18 protein-coding genes are annotated in these 16,792 nt (G+C 69.4%); 10 read left to right on the plus strand and 8 right to left on the minus strand.

The genetic code is table 11. The features are described 5' to 3' along the window. Nucleotides 1-6: 6 nt before the first annotated feature. Complete coding sequence (locus ACFPZN_RS03050) at nt 7-765, minus strand: SDR family oxidoreductase (RefSeq protein WP_378279885.1); 759 nt, start codon at nt 763-765, stop codon at nt 7-9. Between the two features lie 79 nt (nt 766-844). Between ACFPZN_RS03050 and ACFPZN_RS03055 the strand changes: the two genes are divergently transcribed. Both ACFPZN_RS03055 and ACFPZN_RS03060 read left to right on the plus strand, forming a co-directional pair. Continuing rightward, nucleotides 845-1,645, plus strand: coding sequence for a MerR family transcriptional regulator (locus ACFPZN_RS03055; RefSeq protein WP_378279887.1), 801 nt, complete (start codon nt 845-847; stop codon nt 1,643-1,645). A 601-nt stretch (nt 1,646-2,246) separates the two neighbouring features. Continuing rightward, complete coding sequence (locus tag ACFPZN_RS03060) at nt 2,247-3,320, plus strand: PP2C family protein-serine/threonine phosphatase (protein WP_378279888.1); 1,074 nt, start codon at nt 2,247-2,249, stop codon at nt 3,318-3,320. 205 nt (nt 3,321-3,525) lie between these two features. Here the strand turns inward: ACFPZN_RS03060 and ACFPZN_RS03065 are convergent, their stop codons facing one another. After that, on the minus strand, nt 3,526-4,323 hold the full coding sequence (locus tag ACFPZN_RS03065) for a helix-turn-helix transcriptional regulator (protein WP_378279890.1): 798 nt from the start codon (nt 4,321-4,323) through the stop codon (nt 3,526-3,528). A 95-nt stretch (nt 4,324-4,418) separates the two neighbouring features. Between ACFPZN_RS03065 and ACFPZN_RS03070 the strand changes: the two genes are divergently transcribed. Further along, the gene (locus ACFPZN_RS03070) at nt 4,419-5,222 is read left to right on the plus strand and encodes an SDR family oxidoreductase (protein WP_378279891.1); all 804 of its coding nucleotides are present in this window, start codon (nt 4,419-4,421) and stop codon (nt 5,220-5,222) included. 417 nt (nt 5,223-5,639) lie between these two features. Here ACFPZN_RS03070 and ACFPZN_RS03075 read toward each other — a convergent pair whose 3' ends face one another. Next, on the minus strand, nt 5,640-5,822 hold the full coding sequence (locus ACFPZN_RS03075) for a hypothetical protein (protein ID WP_378279893.1): 183 nt from the start codon (nt 5,820-5,822) through the stop codon (nt 5,640-5,642). Between the two features lie 498 nt (nt 5,823-6,320). Further along, nucleotides 6,321-6,983, minus strand: a complete 663-nt coding sequence (locus tag ACFPZN_RS03080) for an SEL1-like repeat protein (RefSeq protein WP_378279894.1) — start codon at nt 6,981-6,983, stop codon at nt 6,321-6,323. A gap of 1,001 nt (nt 6,984-7,984) precedes the next feature. On the opposite strand from ACFPZN_RS03080, the gene ACFPZN_RS03085 reads away from it, so the two are divergent. The 7 genes from ACFPZN_RS03085 (at nt 7,985) to ACFPZN_RS03115 (ending at nt 13,431) form a co-directional block, all read left to right on the plus strand. Beyond that, nucleotides 7,985-8,170, plus strand: a complete 186-nt coding sequence (locus tag ACFPZN_RS03085) for a hypothetical protein (RefSeq protein WP_378279896.1) — start codon at nt 7,985-7,987, stop codon at nt 8,168-8,170. 1,022 nt (nt 8,171-9,192) lie between these two features. Then, entirely contained in the window at nt 9,193-9,519 is a 327-nt protein-coding gene (locus ACFPZN_RS03090; protein ID WP_160826263.1) for a PadR family transcriptional regulator, read from the plus strand. Further along, nucleotides 9,516-9,872 carry a DUF1048 domain-containing protein gene (locus ACFPZN_RS03095; RefSeq protein ID WP_378279898.1) on the plus strand — a complete coding sequence of 119 codons (357 nt, stop codon included), beginning with the start codon at nt 9,516-9,518 and terminating at the stop codon, nt 9,870-9,872. Before ACFPZN_RS03090 ends, ACFPZN_RS03095 begins: the two co-directional genes overlap by 4 nt. Nucleotide 9,873: 1 nt before the next feature. Further along, nucleotides 9,874-10,200 carry a DUF1048 domain-containing protein gene (locus tag ACFPZN_RS03100; protein ID WP_378279900.1) on the plus strand — a complete coding sequence of 109 codons (327 nt, stop codon included), beginning with the start codon at nt 9,874-9,876 and terminating at the stop codon, nt 10,198-10,200. A gap of 423 nt (nt 10,201-10,623) precedes the next feature. Then, nucleotides 10,624-11,562, plus strand: coding sequence for an ATP-binding cassette domain-containing protein (locus ACFPZN_RS03105; RefSeq protein WP_378279902.1), 939 nt, complete (start codon nt 10,624-10,626; stop codon nt 11,560-11,562). Further along, on the plus strand, nt 11,559-12,353 hold the full coding sequence (locus tag ACFPZN_RS03110) for an ABC transporter permease (RefSeq protein WP_378279903.1): 795 nt from the start codon (nt 11,559-11,561) through the stop codon (nt 12,351-12,353). The genes ACFPZN_RS03105 and ACFPZN_RS03110 overlap by 4 nt, the downstream gene beginning before the upstream one ends. Nucleotides 12,354-12,891: 538 nt before the next feature. Further along, on the plus strand, nt 12,892-13,431 hold the full coding sequence (locus tag ACFPZN_RS03115; RefSeq protein ID WP_378279905.1) for a DinB family protein: 540 nt from the start codon (nt 12,892-12,894) through the stop codon (nt 13,429-13,431). Here the strand turns inward: ACFPZN_RS03115 and ACFPZN_RS03120 are convergent. The 4 genes from ACFPZN_RS03120 to ACFPZN_RS03135 form a co-directional block, all read right to left on the minus strand. Further along, nucleotides 13,418-15,313 carry a glycosyltransferase family 2 protein gene (locus tag ACFPZN_RS03120; RefSeq protein WP_378279907.1) on the minus strand — a complete coding sequence of 632 codons (1,896 nt, stop codon included), beginning with the start codon at nt 15,311-15,313 and terminating at the stop codon, nt 13,418-13,420. The two genes, ACFPZN_RS03115 and ACFPZN_RS03120, sit on opposite strands and share 14 nt — an antisense overlap. A gap of 73 nt (nt 15,314-15,386) precedes the next feature. Then, nucleotides 15,387-15,512: a hypothetical protein gene (locus tag ACFPZN_RS03125; protein ID WP_378279908.1), complete on the minus strand. Its 126-nt coding sequence runs from the start codon at nt 15,510-15,512 to the stop codon at nt 15,387-15,389. Between the two features lie 32 nt (nt 15,513-15,544). Next, on the minus strand, nt 15,545-16,189 hold the full coding sequence (locus ACFPZN_RS03130) for a CatB-related O-acetyltransferase (RefSeq protein ID WP_378279910.1): 645 nt from the start codon (nt 16,187-16,189) through the stop codon (nt 15,545-15,547). A 113-nt stretch (nt 16,190-16,302) separates the two neighbouring features. Next, nucleotides 16,303-16,749 (minus strand): hypothetical protein, encoded by a 447-nt coding sequence (locus ACFPZN_RS03135; RefSeq protein WP_378279912.1) that lies wholly within the window; start codon nt 16,747-16,749, stop codon nt 16,303-16,305. Nucleotides 16,750-16,792: the final 43 nt, after the last annotated feature.

Consider the following 16,792-nt stretch of genomic DNA (forward strand, 5'->3'; position numbering starts at 1 on the left):
GGTAGGTCAGATGGTCGGCACCGTGCCGCCGTCGATGGTGTGCTCCGCGCCGGTGATGGCGGCGGCGCGGTCGGAGACCAGGAAGGCCACCAGTTCGGCGACCTCCTCGGGCAGGGCGGGACGGCCCAGGGGGATCCCGCCGAGCGCGGCCAGCAGCCGGTCCCAGGCCGCGGGCTCGTCAATGCCCTCGGCTTGCGCGATCCGGGCGACGAGCGCGTCGGCGGACTCGGTCTGGATCGCCCCGGGAGAGACGACGTTGACCCGGATGCCGCATGGTGCGAGCTCCCTGGCAAGACCCTTGCTGTAGGTGGTGAGCGCCGCCTTGGCGGCCGCGTAGCCGAGTGTGCCGTCGGGCAGCGGCAGGCGGCGTTGGATCGAGGAGACGTGGACGACGGCGCCGGCGGTCATCGCCGGCAGCAGCGCCCGGTCGAGCCGGACGGCGGCGAGCAGGTTGCGGTTCAGCTCGTCCTGCCAATGCTCGTCGGTCAGCGCCGCGAACCCCCCGCCCGGGGCCTCCGAGCCGCCGAGTGCGTGGACGAGGATGTCCAGGCCGCCGAGCTCCTGCCGTACAGCGTCGACGATCCGCGAGACACCGTCGGTCGTCGTGGCGTCCGCGGACACGAACAGGCCAGGCCGGTCCGGTTTGCTGCGCGCGGTCGCCAGGGTGGTCGCGCCGGCCGCGCGCAGGCGGGCCACGATCGCGGCACCGGTCCCACGGCTGGAGCCGGTGACCAGCGCGCGGCGGCCGATCATGGTTTCGGTCATGCTCCCGACCTTGGAGTCTCTCCCAGGGAGAGGGTCAAATGCGAAAATCTCCCGTAGGGGGAGGGGGCAGGATCTGAGCGTGCTATCGATCGGCGAATTCTCGCGGCTCACCCATCTGAGCATCCGCACGCTGCGGCGCTACCACGACGCCGGGCTCCTGAAACCCGCGCGCGTCGACCGGTCCAGCGGGTACCGGTACTACACGCCGGAGCAGATCCCCATCGCCCAGGTGATCCACAAGCTGCGCGAACTGGAGGTCCCGCTCGCCGACGTCCAGCGAATCCTGCGCACCCCCGACCTGCGGGAGCGGGCGAGCCTGGTCGCCGAGCACCTGCGCCGGCTGGAGGATCGGCTGGAGCGCACCCGTTCGGCCGTCACCTCGTTGCGGCGCCTGCTGGAGCCCGAGCCGGAGAATCTCGACGTCGAACTGCGGCACGTCCCGCCGACACTCGTGGCCGCTGTCAAGGCCACCTTGGAGCAGGGCGAACTGCTGGACTGGTATCCCGGCGCGATGGCTCTGCTGGAGGCCGCCGTCCCGGAACCGGCCGGGCCGCCCGGTGGCCTGTACGACAACGCGCTGTTCACCCACGGCCAGGGCGAAGCCCTGGTCTACCTGCCGGTGACCGAACCGCCGCCTTCCGCGAGCGGAGTGCGTACGGTGACGCTGCCCGCGGTGGAACTCGCCCTGACGACCCACCACGGTGACCACGACACGATCGAGGTCACGTATGGACGACTCGGCGGCTGGGTTGTCGAGCATGCCCTCTCCGTGGCCGGCCCGGTCCGGGAGAGCTACCCGGTGGGCCCGCGCGACACCCCCGACCCGGCACGCTGGCGTACCGAGATCGGCTGGCCGGTCTTCCGGATCGCGGCGGACTGAACCCTCCGCAGACCGATGCGGGCCCTTGCCCGCCGCCGCATCGCCGGGTGTGAGAGAAGAAGTGGTGGGATGGATCTTGGTGGTGGGAAGGTCGGCGGATGGCCGTTGCACGTGTTGACCTGCTGCACAAGCAAGTGGACATCGCTTGAGCGCTGTTCGAGTACAACGAGCAGGACCGCTGGGTGGCCGACCGGCAGGTGCCCGAGCCAGAGCCGTCCCCGCTCTCCGCCTCACGGCATCTCGTGACCGCCATCCCGATTCGGCGTGCTCGGTTCCGTCCAAGCCGCCCCCGCCCTTGGCGATGAGGGCATTGGTTCGCCGGTCGATGATGTCCCCGGTGTCCTGACCGGTCTGGCCGCCGGTGATGATGCGGCACCCGGCCGCCTCCACTCTCTCGATCTTGGCCAGGATCGCAGTCGTCTCTGCCTCCCGGTTGAGGATCTTGCGCACGTCAATGACGATCACTTCGGACATCGCCCGCGGTCCTGGTGCCGCGCAGCGTCCTCCTGCCCACGCGTGGAGACACAGGCTCCAGGAGCGCGGCCGTTGAACCGCGTGCCGGCCGCGGCGGCGCCACTCCTTCCTGACCGAGCCGGGTGGGGTGCTACTGGGTGACCTGGGTGATGTGGTTGACGAGTTGGTCGCTGAGGGCGTTGAGGTGCTCGTAGGCGCTGAGGTGGCCGCTGCGGGCGGCTCGGGAGAACCAGGTGGCCGCTTCCCATGCCTTGCCCTGCCGCCGCACCCGCCGCTCCGCGAAGAGCAGTTCGCCGCCAACAGCGGATTCACCCGCGCGGTGGAGCGGCGCCGCCCGCTGTACCGCCGGTTCCCGCCGGGCGAGCCGCCGGCCGACCTGTTGCCCGAAGGGTCGACGGCCTGGCTGACCGAAGCGGCCGCCAACAGCGTGGTGCTGTTGCCGGTGATGGTCGACGGGACCGTGGCGGCGGTGGTGACCGCCGCCACCTGCGGGGACCGTCCGCCCGTGAGCCCGGGCGACGCCGACCTGCGGATCGTCGCCCGCTGCCTGCCGAGCCCCTCGGCCGCCGAGGTCGGCGGCGACCGGTACGACTCCGTCGTTCTCCCCGACGGCGCGACCGTGCTGGCCATCGGTGACGCGGCCGGCCACAACCTTGACGCCGCCGTCCAGATGAGCCAGCTGCGGAACATGCTGCGGGCGCTGAGCGTCGATCGCCTCGGCCGGCCCGGCGAGATCCTGCGGCGGCTCAAGATCGTCATGGAATCACTGGCCCCCGACGCGACCGCCACCTGTGCCCTGGCTCGCGTCGAGCAAACCCAACCCGACCAGTGGCAGCTCAACTACGCCGTAGCCGGACACCCGCCACCGCTCCTGGTCACGCCCGACGGCGACTGCCGCCTGCTGGAAGACGCCGCCAATCCCCTGCTGGGCGTGGTTTTCGATCAGCCCTACGACAGCGCCGTTGAGCACCTGCCACCGCGCTCCACCGTACTGCTGTACACCGACGGCCTGGTCGAACGTCCGGGCGAGGACCTGGACCAGGGGCTGGAGCGGCTCCGCGAACAAGCCTCGGCGCTCGCGCGCCGCCCCCTGGACGGCTTTTGCGACGGCCTCCTGAACAGTCTCCTCGCCACCACCGGCACCGACGACATCGCCCTGATCGCGCTCCGGGCACCCACCGGCTCCAAACCAGGCCCCTGACGCGGGCGCGGACCTGCTTTCGAGAACGGCACAGTGGCGCCTATGCACGCCCAGCGGTGCGCGGCTCGCGCGGGAGGGGAAGCTTGTTGTTCATGGTCCGGGTTCGGCCGGTGGGTTGAACGCCCTGGTGTACGTGGGCGTTCGCCGGACGTGGAAGCGACCCTGATCATGGCGGATGGTGCAGTGACCACCCGTTCTTCTTCGTTCAACCGGACCCGCCCGGCTCCTGGCCGGGAACAGCGGGGTTCTCCCGGTAAACCAGGAGCTGGTACCCAGGCACGCTGGCGACGTTGAAGGCGTGGAAGTCGATGCTCAGCAGCCCCCGGGCGGGGTGGCGCAACACCTTCGTCTCGTGGGTCTTGGGCCGCACGTCGTGGCGCGCCCACAGGCCGGGGAACTCCGGGCTCTCGGCCTCCAGCCGGTCGAGCAGCTCCCGAAGCCGGGCGGGAGCGACGGCGAAGTCGGCGCTGTCGCGCAGATTGGCCACGGTCGCCTCGGCGGAGGCCTCCCAATCGACGAAGAACCGGCGGCCCTCTGGGTCCAGCAGGACCATCTCCAGCAGGTTCGCGGTCTCCTCGAAGCCGGCGAACAGCTTCTGCGCCTCGGCGTTCATCGCCAGGACGTCGAGTACCGGATCCAGCAAGATCGCGCCGGAGTCGCTCCACGAGTCCATCAGTGTCAGCAGCTCGGTCGGTACCGGCCGGACCGTCGCCTCTTCGCCGAGTCGGTGCGCCGCACCGGCCAGTGCGTACAGGTGCCGCTCCTCGGCCTCGGTCAACCGCAGCGCCTGGGAGAGGCCGGCGAGGACCACTTGCGAGGGGCGGGTCTCCTTGCCCTGCTCCAGACGGCGGTAGTAGTCGACGCTCACTCCGGCCAGCGCGGCGACCTCGTCGCGGCGCAGGCCGGGGACACGACGCTCGCCCGCCGCGGGCATTCCGACGGCCTCGGGCGTCACCTTGGCACGGCGGGTCATGAGGAACTCGCCCAACTCGGCGCGTGGCATGATTCGAGGCTACCGGCGGTCACGATGCACCCCTGCTCAGTGGGGGGCCGTATCACTACCCCCCGATTCGGCGGAACCGGATGCACGCTTTCGGCATGAACACAACGCAGAGCATCCAGCCCTCCGCCCAGGTCGTCTCCGGCACCCCGCTCGCCGGACGTGTCGCCGTGGTGACCGGTGCCTCCAGCGGCATCGGCGAAGCGACCGCCGCCCGCTTCGCGGAACTCGGCGCGAAGGTGGCGCTGGTGGCCCGCCGCGGCGACCGGCTCGACCAGGTCGAGGACCGCGTCCGCGCCGACGGCGGAACCGCCCTGGCCCTGCCGACCGACGTCACCGACCGCGCCGCCGTCCTCGCGATGGCCGACCGGGTCGCCGACGAACTCGGCCAGGTCGACCTCGTCTTCGCCAACGCCGGCGTACAGCTCATCTCGGGCATCACCGACCTGGCCACGGCGGACTGGGACGCCCAGATCGACCTCAACATCAAGGGCGTCATGAACACCATCCAGGCCTTCGTGCCGTCCCTGGAGTCGGCCGCGGCCGCCGGCCGGAGCGCCGACCTCATCACCACATCGTCGATCGCCGCCGTCCGGATCCTGGAGGGCTTCCAGGTCTACTCGGCGACCAAGGCCTACGTCACCCAGCTCTCCAAGCTGCTGCGCACCGAGCTGGGCCGCAAGAAGATCCGCGTGGCGACGATCGAGCCGGGCATGGTCGACACCGAGCTGCCGGACCACGTCACCGACCCGGCGGCGAGCAAGCTCATGGCCGACCTGATCGCCCAGATCGACGTCCTTTCGTCCGAAGACGTCGCGGAAACGGTCGCCTTCATGAGCGCGGTCCCCAAGCACGTCAACCTGACCGAGATCACCATCCTCCCGACCGAGCAGATCATCTAGTGCCTCGGCCAGCGGGACCATGGGGTCGATGTCCAGACCCCGAGCTCCGGTCACCGTGACGTCGACCATGCGCCAGCGGCCCTGCACCTGGGAGTGCAGGGCCGCCTCGACCAGGAGTGCCTCATGCCGGGTGTTGCAGCCGTCCCGACCCGCGGTGAGACCGAGAGCGAGGACGACGGCGGCGATGCGGCGCCGGGGGCTGCCCTCGTGCGCTGTATGAGTTCGGCGTTGTGCGCACACCCAAAGTGATCGGCAGGGTGGGCAAGGCGTCGCCCACACATCCTGCCCGCCCCGTTTCGCACGAGTGAACGTTCCGCCGGCCGCCGGCCAGGCGGGCATCATCAAATGGTGCCCCGCCTGTCGGTAGGCCGGAGTCCAAGCCCCAGACGGGCAAGCAGCTCCTGACGTGCGGCTCAGTCACGTGATCGCGAGGGTGCCGTAGGCGGTGAACGCGGTTTGGTGCCAGGGGGCGGCGCCCGCCTGGGGCATGGCGGTGGCCTGGCTGTCGCCGAGGATCGTGGGCGCGGTCGTGGTGGCCACGTTGTTGAAGGTCACCTGGTTAGTCGTCAGCAGGTCCTCGACCGTCGGGTTCGCAGCCAAGCCCTCGGGCGGGTTGCCACCGGGAGGGGTGGCGCAAACGTCGCTGGGGGCGTGGCGGGGCGATCATCGTGAGTGCGGTCGCGCGTGATCGGTCATGCTCCCGCGTGCTCCGGCACGCTCCTGTTGCCAGGTTCCTTCGGGGTCGAGTTGCTCGTAGGTCTCGAGATGGCCGTCCAAGCCGCCGTCCTTGGCGATGAGGGCATTGGTTCGCCGGTTGATGATGTCTTAGGTGTCCTGACCAGTCTGGCCGCCGGTGATGATGCGGAAGCCGGCCGCCTCCGCTTTTTCGATCTTGGCCAGGATCGCAGTCGTCTCTGCCTCCCGCGTCTTGAGGATCTTGCGCACGCGATGACGATCGCCTCGGACATCGCCCGCGGCCCTGGTGCCGCGCAGCGCACCCTGCCACGTGTGGAGACACAGGAGCCGGGAAGCGCGCCCCGTTGAACCACGTGCCGGCCGCGACGGCGCAACTGCCTTCCTGGTCGACCCGGTGGTGTGCTACTGGGTGACCTGGGTGATGTGGGTGACGAGTTGGTCGCTGAGCGCGTTGAGGTGCTCGTAGGCGCTGAGGTGGCCGCTGCGGGCGGCGCGGGAGAACCAGGTGGCCGCTTCCCATGCCTTGCCCTGGTCGGTGTGGATCAGGCCGATCTGGTAGCAGGCTTCGGCGTCTCCGTGTTTGGTGGCCGCCTGGAAGAACACCAGCGCCGAGCTGAAGTTCCCGTTGCGCTGGTAGGAGCGGGCGATCTGGTGGGCGGTCCCGCGGATGGCCAGGTGAGCCGCGGGGTGGTAGTGGAGTTGCTGGGCTCCGGCGTGGCCGGCTCTGGTGGCCTTGTCCAGGTAGGCATGGCCGTCCTCGCGTTCATCGCACAGCAGCAGCACGGCGAGCTGGAAGGCGGCCTCGGCGACCTCGGCGGGAGGGTGGGCTGCGGATTCGGCATGTCTGAGCAGCCGGGCACCGGTGCGCCCGTAGTCGTTCAAGATGCGCTTCAGCGGCGGGGTCAGCTCCGCGGGCGGGTCACCATTGATCATCTCTGCGGCGTTGCTGGCGGCGGCCAGCAGAACCGCGATCTCCCGTATCTCGGCCAGCGGGACCTCCTCTATCCGGGCGCCACCGGTGAACACCTCCGCGGCGGCCAGTGCCTCCAGGACCGCCGTGGGCACTGGCGCGCGCGTCGACTCCCGGGCCTGGGGAGGCAGGCGGCCCTGCCCATCGTTTTGCGGGCCTACCGCAGGGGGCGGTGGGCCCGCCTCCTGCGGTGGCACCGCTCTGTCAGACGCGCCAGGCGGCTGCGCTGGGGGCTGGGTGTGGGCAGATGGGACGGGGGTGTACACCTCCTCAATCCGAGGGGCGAGGGGTGGCGGTGAGGGGGGCTGAGACCGTCGTTCGTCGTTCTCCCTGGTGATCGCGCGGTTGGCGGCGGCCAATCGCGCCGCCCACTCGGTCGGAGTGCCCATGCCGAGCTCGTCGGGGTCCAAGCCCCCCTCGGCAACGGCCGCCCGGCAGGCCTTGACGAACGCCATCAGCCACTGCAGGCGGGGCGGTCTGGCACGCTTTCCCGCCAGCCACTCGTGGGTGGTCGACTCCACCAGCAGCACACCGCCGTTCTTGGCAGACAATCTGCGCAGGTCCGGCAATGTGGTACTCGCCATGGCGAATAGGTCGTTCATGGCGTCAATAAGGCTCCGCAGAGCCGGGCTCTGTGGAGCCCGGGGGTTTCGAGGCATGCCCCATCCGGATTGAACAGAGTGATTGCTGTCCATAGTTGATCAGATACTTCCGACATAGAACAGCAGCTTGCAGTTTTGGTGACGAACTGCGCTCTGTCCCCAAACCCCTAGCGCGAGCATGTCTCCACCCACATCTCACACCATTGTCGAGACCGGAGTTGTCATCTGCGGATACCCCGTAGCCCTCCGACCCCTTCAAGATCTTTCAGGCGAATTCAAGATCCTTCCGAAGGGTTCAAGATCCTTGTGGAAGTTTCAGGGTCGCACCGAATGCTCCAAGATCTATATGAGGTGTTTCGGGGTCTTTGGCAGTCGGGACGCCGACGGCCGGCCAGTGCGAGCGTGGGCGCCGTCCCAGCCCTATGACTCACCGGAAGGCCCGCATGCCCCCCACCGCGCCGCCGTCCGCCCCGTCCCCACCCGCGGGAGGCACGGTGCTCAATCCGCGACACTCCGACGACGACCTGATCGCCTTCACCCTGATCGCGATCCAGTCGTTGACCACCGGCCGGACCCTGCCCTCCGGTGTCCGCATCGACGAACTCGACGCAGACACCCTTGTGGAGTTCTGGGCCGACCAGCGCATGGAACGGCCCGTTCGGCCCAGGGACAGCCGGTGATCACACTGCCGGGGCCGGCGTTCCTCACCCTGGCGGCGCTCACCCGCTCCCCCGCCTCCTCATACACGGCGGCCCACTGCCCCGAGGTACACCGGCGCGCGTTCTGTCAGCCGCAGCGACGGGTTGCCGAAGAAGTCGTCGACGAGGGCAACGGGTAGAGGGGCCGATAGGAGGTCTGTCCTGCATGTAGGCGCCTTCCCGAGCCAAATGGGCTGTCCGGGATCAAGCGCAGTGCGGAGGCGTGCTCACCGGTCGCGGGTGGTCCTGCGCGGAATCGCTGTGCGGATCGCCCGCCGCGGCGTCCCTGTCCATCGGCCAGCCCGGAGCGGAAGGTGTTGACCCTGCTGTCTGGGTGTTGTCTGTTGGCGGACAGCGCTTGACAGCGCTACTCAGCTCGGACGGGGCCGCATACCGCACGGTTTGGTGCCGGACATTGGTGTGGGGTTCGCCTTCAAGCCGACAACGTGCACCCCGGCGGAGTTGACGGCCAGGTGCATCAGCGTGTCGCCGCGGTGGAGTGTCCAGCCCGACGAGAGCCGCGTTCTTCCGCTTTGTGGGGATGTCGGTTCGGCCTTCCTCGTGCCACGGACGCTCACCAGTCAGTCGAGGTGGCCGTCCGGTGTCATCCGCCTCCCGTGGAGTGCACGCCACCGGCAGTTCCTCGACGTCGCGCGCACGCTCATCCGGGAGGAGGGCACCGAGTCCCTCACACTCAGCGGCGCTTCGAGACCCGCAGCGGCCTTCTGGCCGAACTCTACGGCCGCCGGGACCGCGCGCTACGGGAGCCGACGCCTACGCCAGTTGCGCCATCGCCGAGGGCGCCGAGTTGGTGGCGGCACTGGTTCGTACGCCGGAGCTCCACGCGCTGTGGCGGAACGCGGAGACCGCCTTCGCAGGCAAGTGCCGCGCGGCGCTCGCCCTGTTCGCCATCGAGCACGCCCCCTTGCCGGCTCGCTACTATGTGGTACTTTATAGTGGTACTCGGTACTACAAGGTACCCGGAGATCAAAGAGGGCCCGCGATTGGACGACCTGACGGAGATGCTGAAGGGCACGCTTGAGGGCTGCGTGCTTGAAATCATCGGCAGCGAGGAGACCTACGGGTATGCCATCACGCGTCGGCTGAACGAACTGGGCTTCGCCGACGTCGTCGAGGGGACCGTTTACACCATCCTGCTGCGGCTGGAGAAGAACGGGCTCGTCCAGGTGACGAAACGACCGTCCGGGCAGGGCCCGCCGCGCAAGTTCTATGCGCTCAACGACGCGGGACGCAAAGAACTCGCGACGTTCTGGGCCAAATGGGAGTACGTCACGTCCCGGATCGACAAGCTCAAGGAGGGTGGGAGATGAAGTTCTGGGAGACCATGACAGGCAGCGATCTCACCAGGGAATGGAAGGCGTTCGAAGCCCGGGCCGAGGTATTGCCGACCGACTACCGGGCGGCGTGGGAAGAGATCAAGGGCCACATTTTTCCCTACGCGGACTTCACAGGTCGAAATCTGATGCCGATTCTCGACAACGCGCTGGGACTGCTCGAAGAGACCGCATCGGACGGGCAGAGCGTTCACGACGTGCTGGGTGACGACATCGAGGGCTTCTGCGCGGCGCTGGCCGGCGGAGAAAGGGCTCGGAGCTACCGCGACCGGTGGCGCGAGCAGCTGAACAGGAATGTCGCGAAGAAGTTGGGTCGACTAGGAGGCTGACGTGGGCATCCAGGACATCATCGAGGGCAAGAAGCAGTGGCGGGCGCACATGGCGCGAGTCAAGGCCCTTCCGCCGGACTATCAGATCGTCTACAAGGAGATGCAGAGGTACATCTTCAAGGTCGGACCGGTCGACTTGCTGGACGGGTCCCTGCTCTCAGGGATCGTTGATTTCTTCGAGGAGGGCGTCGCGACCGACAGGGGAGTTCTGGAACTCACCGGCAACGATGTCGCCGCCTTCTGCGACGACCTGCTCAAAAACTCGCGCACCTACGCGGACATCCATCAGGAGTCCATCGGCGGGAAGCCCGGCACGGCCGAGAAGTAACCCGGTGCCGGCGGAATTCTTCGATGGGTGAGCCGAAAGAGAACCTCGGGCCCTGACCGTCGGCCGCCTGCTTGCTATTGTGCCGCGCCGGTCCTCCCGCCGAAGCCGCCGTCGCGGTCGCTCGCGGCGCTCGGCCGGTGGACGCCCGCCCGCTTTTCCGGCGGACGGTGACATCCCGAGCGCGATCGTCATCGCGCAACCATCTGGACTGGCGTCCCGCCCCTGCCTGCCTAGCCCGACCTGCCACGACCTGGGACGAGCCCGCGCCGGTGCTGCCAGTCGGCGACGCCAAGGCGTGTACGGCGCGGTCCTGCCGCGCAGCCAAGCCGGCCACATCGGCACCCCCTCAACAACGGCGGCACCATCCGCCTCCGGGCGGCATCGCCTCCCGCGACCTTTGATCCCCCTGTGAGGAGCAGCATCATGGCCGACCTGGCCATCGCGGCCCACGGACTGCGCAAGTCCTACCGCGACAAGGTGGTACTCGACGGCATCGACCTGTCCGTCCCCGAAGGAACGATCTTTTCCCTGCTCGGCCCCAACGGTGCCGGCAAGACCACCGCCGTCCAAATCCTGTCCACCCTGATCGGCGCCGACGGCGGCGACATCCGGGTGGCGGGCCACGACCTGGCCGAAGACCCCCAGGCGGTCCGCGCGTCCATCGGCGTGACCGGTCAGTACTCGGCCGTGGACAAGCTCCTCACCGGCGAGGAGAACCTCGACCTCATGGCCGACCTGCACCACCTTCCGCGACGCGAGGGCCGGCGGCTCACCGCGCGGCTGCTGGAGCGGTTCGACCTGGTCGAGGCCGCCGGCAAGCTCGCGTCCACCTACTCCGGCGGCATGCGGCGCCGGCTGGATCTGGCGATGACGCTGGTCGGGAACCCGCGGGTCATCTTCCTGGACGAGCCCACCACCGGCCTGGACCCGCGCAGCCGTCGCACCATGTGGCAGATCATCCGGGACCTGGCAGAGCGCGGGGTCACGGTCTTCCTCACCACCCAGTACCTGGAGGAAGCCGACCATCTCGCCGACCGCATCGCGATGCTCGACCACGGCACGCTGATCGCCGAAGGCACCCCCGAGGAACTCAAGCGGCTCATCCCCGGTGGGCACGTCAGCCTGCGCTTCGCCGACGAGCACGGCGTCGACTCCGCGCTCCGCGCGCTGGGCACCGGCTTCCTGAACGGCGACGCTCTCACCCTGCAGGTCCCCAGCGACGGCAGCGTCGGCTCGCTGCGGCAGTTGCTCGCCCGCCTGGACGACCAGTCGATCGATGTCGAGGAGCTGTCGGTGCACACCCCCGACCTCGACGACGTCTTCCTCACCCTCACCGGCAACCCGAAGGACGAGGTTCGATGAGCACCGCCGTTGCCACCCGCCCGCTGGCCGACTCGGCGACGATGATCCGCCGGCGCCTGAAGCACATGCTCCGCTACCCCGCGATGACGGTGCAGCTCATCGGCATGCCGGTGGTCTTCCTGCTGCTGTTCGTGTACGTCTTCGGCGGCACCCTCGGGAACGGGCTCGCCGGCGGAGGGGGCCGCGAGGCCTATCTCAACTACGTGACCCCCGGCATCATCCTGATGACCACCGTCGGCGCCGCCACCAGCACCGCCATCTCGGTGGCCATGGACGCGGCGGAGGGGATCGTCGCCCGGTTCCGGACCATGGCCATCGCCCGATCGTCGATCCTCACCGGACACGTCATCGGCAGCATGATCTCCATCGCGATCAGCGTCGTCGTCGTCACCGTCGTCGCCCTGGCGATCGGCTTCCGGCCCGACGCCCACCCCGCCGAATGGATCGCCGCCGCGGGCCTGCTGACGCTGTTCGTCTTCTCGCTCACCTGGCTGGCGGTCGCGCTCGGCCTGGCGGCCAAGAATCCCGAGGGCGCCAGCAACGCGCCCCTGCTGCTGATGCTGCTGCCCTTCTTCGGCAGCGGCTTCGTGCCCACCGACTCGATGCCGACCGCCCTGCGCTGGTTCGCCGAATACCAGCCGTTCACTCCCGCCATCGAGACCCTGCGCGGGCTGCTGATGGGCGACGCCATCGGCGACAGCGCCTACCAGACGCTCGCCTGGTCCGTGGGCATCACCCTGGTCGGCTTCTTCTGGTCGGTAAGGCTGTTCAACCGCGACCCCAGCCGCTGACCGACCAGGCCGAACGGGGCCGTCAGACCTGCTGGTTCTGGCGGCCCCTGAACACTTCTCTCAAGCCACGCGTTCCCGGGGTCGCCATGTGACGGTTCTTCAGGGCACGCGCGGGAGGACCTGGTGCTGGAGGCGACCCGGGACGTGACCCCGGGACGGCCGCGGCCGCACCCGGAGCCCAGTGTTCATCACTCACCGCCGACCCGGCAGGGCAAGGTGCTCGGATCGCGTGACCTCTGCCCCGCCACCGGGGGCGCGCCTGTCCTACAGGCAGGCCCGCGCGCTGCCGATCGAGACTCGGCCGCGAGGTAGGAGAACACGCGGGCGTTTCCCGCCGCATCGTCGACCGGGCGGGGCACACGGCATCGTCCTCGATCCGCCGCTCGGCCAGGAGAAGCTCGGGCAGCTGATCAAGGTGGCCCGGCAGACGACCCACCCCCCAGGAAGATCACGCTCCTCAACGTGCCCGACCTGCGCCGCATCGCCGGGCATGAAAAAGGAGTGGTGGGATGGATCTTGGTGGTGGGAGGGTCGGCGGATGGCTGTCGCACGTGTTGACCTGCTGCTCAAGCAAGTGGACATCGCTTGGGCGCTGTTCGAATATCACCTGGAGGGGATCGACGACGACCTCTGTCTCTGGGAGCCGGCGCCGCACTGCTGGACGGTCCGGCAGGACGAGCGAGGCCGCTGGGTCGCCGACTGGCAGGTTCCCGAGCCCGACCCCGTCCCCGCGCTCACCATCGGCTGGCTGACCTGGCACATCGGGTTCTGGTGGACGACCACGCTCGGGCACTGCTTCGGGACGGGCGCGCCGGAGCGCGAGGAGATCACCTGGCCGGGCACCGCCGCCGGAGCCGCCGACTGGCTGCGCGATCTCAAGGCCGACTGGCAGAAACAGCTGGCCGGGCTCACCGATGCCGACCTCGACTCCACCGAGCGGACCGCCACCCTGCCCTGGGGTGAGGGGATGACGCTCGGGGACATCGCGGGCTGGGTCACCGTCGAACTGACCAAGAACGTCGCGGAGATCGGGCTCGTGCGGAACCTGCACGGCGCCCTGGGCGTCAAGAGCGCCTGAAGGCGCGCCGTACGAGACCCCGGCGCGGAGCGACCGTGAGGGAGAGGTTGCCCTTCTCGGTGACGTACGGCGCGACGCCCTTCACCGTTGTGGGGTGAAGGCGCTCCGGTGCCTGGAGGCGGCGCTCGTCGACCGAGTCACCGACCGCGATACGGCACCACACGTCCCATTTGCCGGGGCCGAGGTCGTGCAGGGGAAGCCGCCCGGCGGCCTCGGTCCGGCGCCGGACGGTCAGCGGCGTCTCGAACTCCGCCGCGCCGTCACGGCGCCGCAGCACGGCCGTGACCTCGACGTCGGCCGCCGTCCTGACCGCCAGTTCCAGTTCCAGCTCGGGAACCCTGCTCACGGCGGCGGCGGCCGTCGCGATCGGGGCGGGCCCGCCGGCCAGCCCGCCGCAGTGCACGGCCAAGGCCCCCGACCCGCTGGTGAAGTACGGCGCCGCGTACGGCGGCCCGCCCTTGACCGGCACCACGCGAGCCCCTGGCAACTCCACCGTGGCGCCGGGTTTCGGAAGGAGAACACCCTCGCGCCTGATGTCGCCCGCCGTCATGACGGCGACGACGTCCCAGCGCCCCGCGGGCAGCGGTCCGCCGCCCGCCAGCGTCGCCAGGTCGATGACGGCCGTCATCTCCGGCACCTCGCCGTGCCAGGCCGCCACCTCGAACGGCACCCCGTACTCGGCCGCGCCGTCCCGCTGCCGCAGGACGAGCTCCGCCGACTGGTCCCAGGTGCCGAGCTCGGTCAGGAAGGCGTATCCGCGCACCCGCAGACGGCCGTCGCTCCACTCGACCGCCTCCAGCCGCCGCCGCTGCCGCACCCGGTGCGTGATCTCGTAGCACGTCTCGGGGACGGCCAGCGCCGCGTCCCGGAAGCCGGGGTAGAGCTGGAACGCCCGCGCGCCCTCGACGGTCACCGGCGGCGGCGTCCCGTCCAGGCCGGACTGGACGACCCGGGCGAGCAGCCCGTCCAGGCCGTGGGTGACGCAGTGCGCGATCACCCGGCCGCGGGCGCCGAACCGCTCGGCGACGCCGTCGGTCCACCACGCCTCGAACAGCGCCCGCGCGCCGTCGCGGGTCGCGGCCTGCTCGGCGGCGTCCAGCGCCGGGTAGCGGCGGCCGAACCGGGAGAAGACCTCGTTCAGGAAGTGCCGGGCCATGAGCCGGTCGCGGTCGGACCCGGGTGGCACCTGCTCACCGGCGAAGGCCATGACCTCGCCGATGGCCGTGAAGTACTCGGCGGCATCGGAGCCGCCCTGCTGCAGGACGCTCGTACCGTCCTCGCGGTCGATCCAGTAGTAGCAGTCGTACTCGCCGACGACCGAGATCCCGTCGGCCGCGAAGTAGGCCCTGGCGGTGAAGAGCTCGTCCTCGTGCGAGAACTGCCCCTCGGGGAACCTCAGCCCGAGCCCCTCGACCAGCGACCGCCGGAACAGCTTCAGCACCGACAGCGAGTCGTACACGGAGGGGCCGGTGGCGAGCACCGTCGTGCGCGGGACGTCGCGGTCGAAGCGGGGCGCCTTGCGTCCCACGCCCACGTACCGGCCGACCACCACGTCGGTGCCGTTCGCGTCGGCCATGGCGCACATGCGCTCCAGCGCCTCGGGCCCCAGGTGGTCGTCGGCGTCCAGGAAGAAGACGTACTCGCCGGCCGCCAGTTCGAGCCCAGCGTTACGCGGCCCGCCCGGCCCGCCCGAGTTGGGCTGGTGGACGACCCGCAGCTGCGGCCACCGCTCCGCCCAGCGGTCAAGCTCCTCGCCGCTGCCGTCGGTGGACCCGTCGTCGACGGCGATGACCTCTATCGCGTCGCGGCCGATCGACTGGTCGTACACCGACCGCAGGGCCCGCCCCAGGCTCGACCGGCAGTTGTACACCGGCACGATCACGCTGACTTTCAGGGTGTCACCGCCTCCGCACGGTCAGGGTCCGGGATACCGGGCCGCCGACCGGAGCGAACGGTCACCAACCCTCACGGAAAGTGATCACCTCACCTTCCGTCACTCCCTTCACCATAGCCGCCGAAACGGCCACACCTTGCACCGATTCCGGCCGGCCCACCGCGTCGCCGCGGATCGCATCGTTCACCCAGCGTGATCATTACGAGGGTGGCGGACGGGTCAGCGGGGCGGCGCGGCTCGTTCGAGATCGTCGAGAGTGCCGGACATCACGACCCGCAGATGCCGGGTCAGATGCTCGACCGGCCAGTCCCACCACGCGACCGCCAGCAGCCGCGCGACGTCCTTCTCGTCGTACCGGGTGCGGATGAGCCGGGCCGGGTTCCCGCCCACGACGCCGTAGTCGGGAACGTCGTCGACGACCACCGAACCGGACGCGACGATCGCGCCGTGTCCGACCCGCACCCCCGGCATCACCGTGACGTTGTTGCCGAACCACACGTCATGCCCGACCACCGTGTCCCCGCGTCCGGGCAGCCCGGTGATGAGGTCGAAGTGCTCGGCCCAGGCCCCGCCCATGATGGGGAACGGGAACGTCGAGGGGCCGTCCATCCGGTGGTTGGCGCCGTTCATGATGAACCGCACGCCGGTCGCGAACGCGCAGAACTTCCCGATGACGAGCCGCTCAGGCCCGTAGTGGTAGAGGACGTTCCGCGTCTCGAACGCGGTCGGCTCGTCCGGGTCGTCGTAGTACGAGTACTCCCCCACCTCGATCAGCGGCGACGTCACCAACGGCTTGAGCAGCACCACCCGAGGCTGGTCGGGAAACGGATGCAGCACGGTCGGATCAGCAGGCAACGACTCCATGACAGACAAGGCTAGCTAGTGCTCCAGCCGTGAATCGTGATCTCGCTCGCTCCCGTCGTCCCTGCCAAGCCCGCAGGAGCCAGTTCACTCGCGAATCACAGGTATGGGCTGAACTAATCCATATCTAGGCTGCTCAGGACGGCTTGTGCTTCGGTACGAACATTCTCGTCCTCGTGCCTGGTCCAACTCGCTATGGCGGAGCGGTGCAGCACAAGCTCTTGACGCAGCGTGATGACCCACTCGCGGTTCGGCCAGTCGCGATTCGGTCCCGGAATCGATCGGGAGCAGTCTGCGAAGCCTTCCAAAAGGTGCAAAAGCGACCAGGCCACTGACGTATCGGTCGTCGACCGTAGTGCCTCCAACAGAAACGGGAGGGCTGGAAGAGCGGCGGAGTCGATGAACACACCTTGGTGACACAGGCTCTCGTTCAGCCTGCGGGCCGCATGGGACGCCCTCTCGGGCTTGGTGTGGGCCAGCTCAATCAGGTGGCCCGGGACCTCATAGGCAGCGAGCACCGGTCCCGCCGCCGATTCGTATCGGCTCCAGTCGATGGCGATCACTCGCGTGGCGTAATCCATCACTGAGCGAGCATCTCATCCTGGC

The organism is Actinomadura rugatobispora (assembly GCF_042656285.1).
Lineage (GTDB): Bacteria > Actinomycetota > Actinomycetes > Streptosporangiales > Streptosporangiaceae > Spirillospora > Spirillospora rugatobispora.

Coding starts and splice junctions, on each gene's coding strand:
- ACFPZN_RS03050 (WP_378279885.1), bottom strand. CDS start 765: ATGACCGAAACCATGATCGGCCGCCGCGCGCTGGTCACCGGCTCCAGC.
- ACFPZN_RS03065 (WP_378279890.1), bottom strand. CDS start 4,323: ATGCCACGCGCCGAGTTGGGCGAGTTCCTCATGACCCGCCGTGCCAAG.
- ACFPZN_RS03070 (WP_378279891.1), top strand. CDS start 4,419: ATGAACACAACGCAGAGCATCCAGCCCTCCGCCCAGGTCGTCTCCGGC.
- ACFPZN_RS03095 (WP_378279898.1), top strand. CDS start 9,516: ATGAAGTTCTGGGAGACCATGACAGGCAGCGATCTCACCAGGGAATGG.
- ACFPZN_RS03105 (WP_378279902.1), top strand. CDS start 10,624: ATGGCCGACCTGGCCATCGCGGCCCACGGACTGCGCAAGTCCTACCGC.
- ACFPZN_RS03110 (WP_378279903.1), top strand. CDS start 11,559: ATGAGCACCGCCGTTGCCACCCGCCCGCTGGCCGACTCGGCGACGATG.
- ACFPZN_RS03115 (WP_378279905.1), top strand. CDS start 12,892: ATGGCTGTCGCACGTGTTGACCTGCTGCTCAAGCAAGTGGACATCGCT.
- ACFPZN_RS03130 (WP_378279910.1), bottom strand. CDS start 16,189: ATGGAGTCGTTGCCTGCTGATCCGACCGTGCTGCATCCGTTTCCCGAC.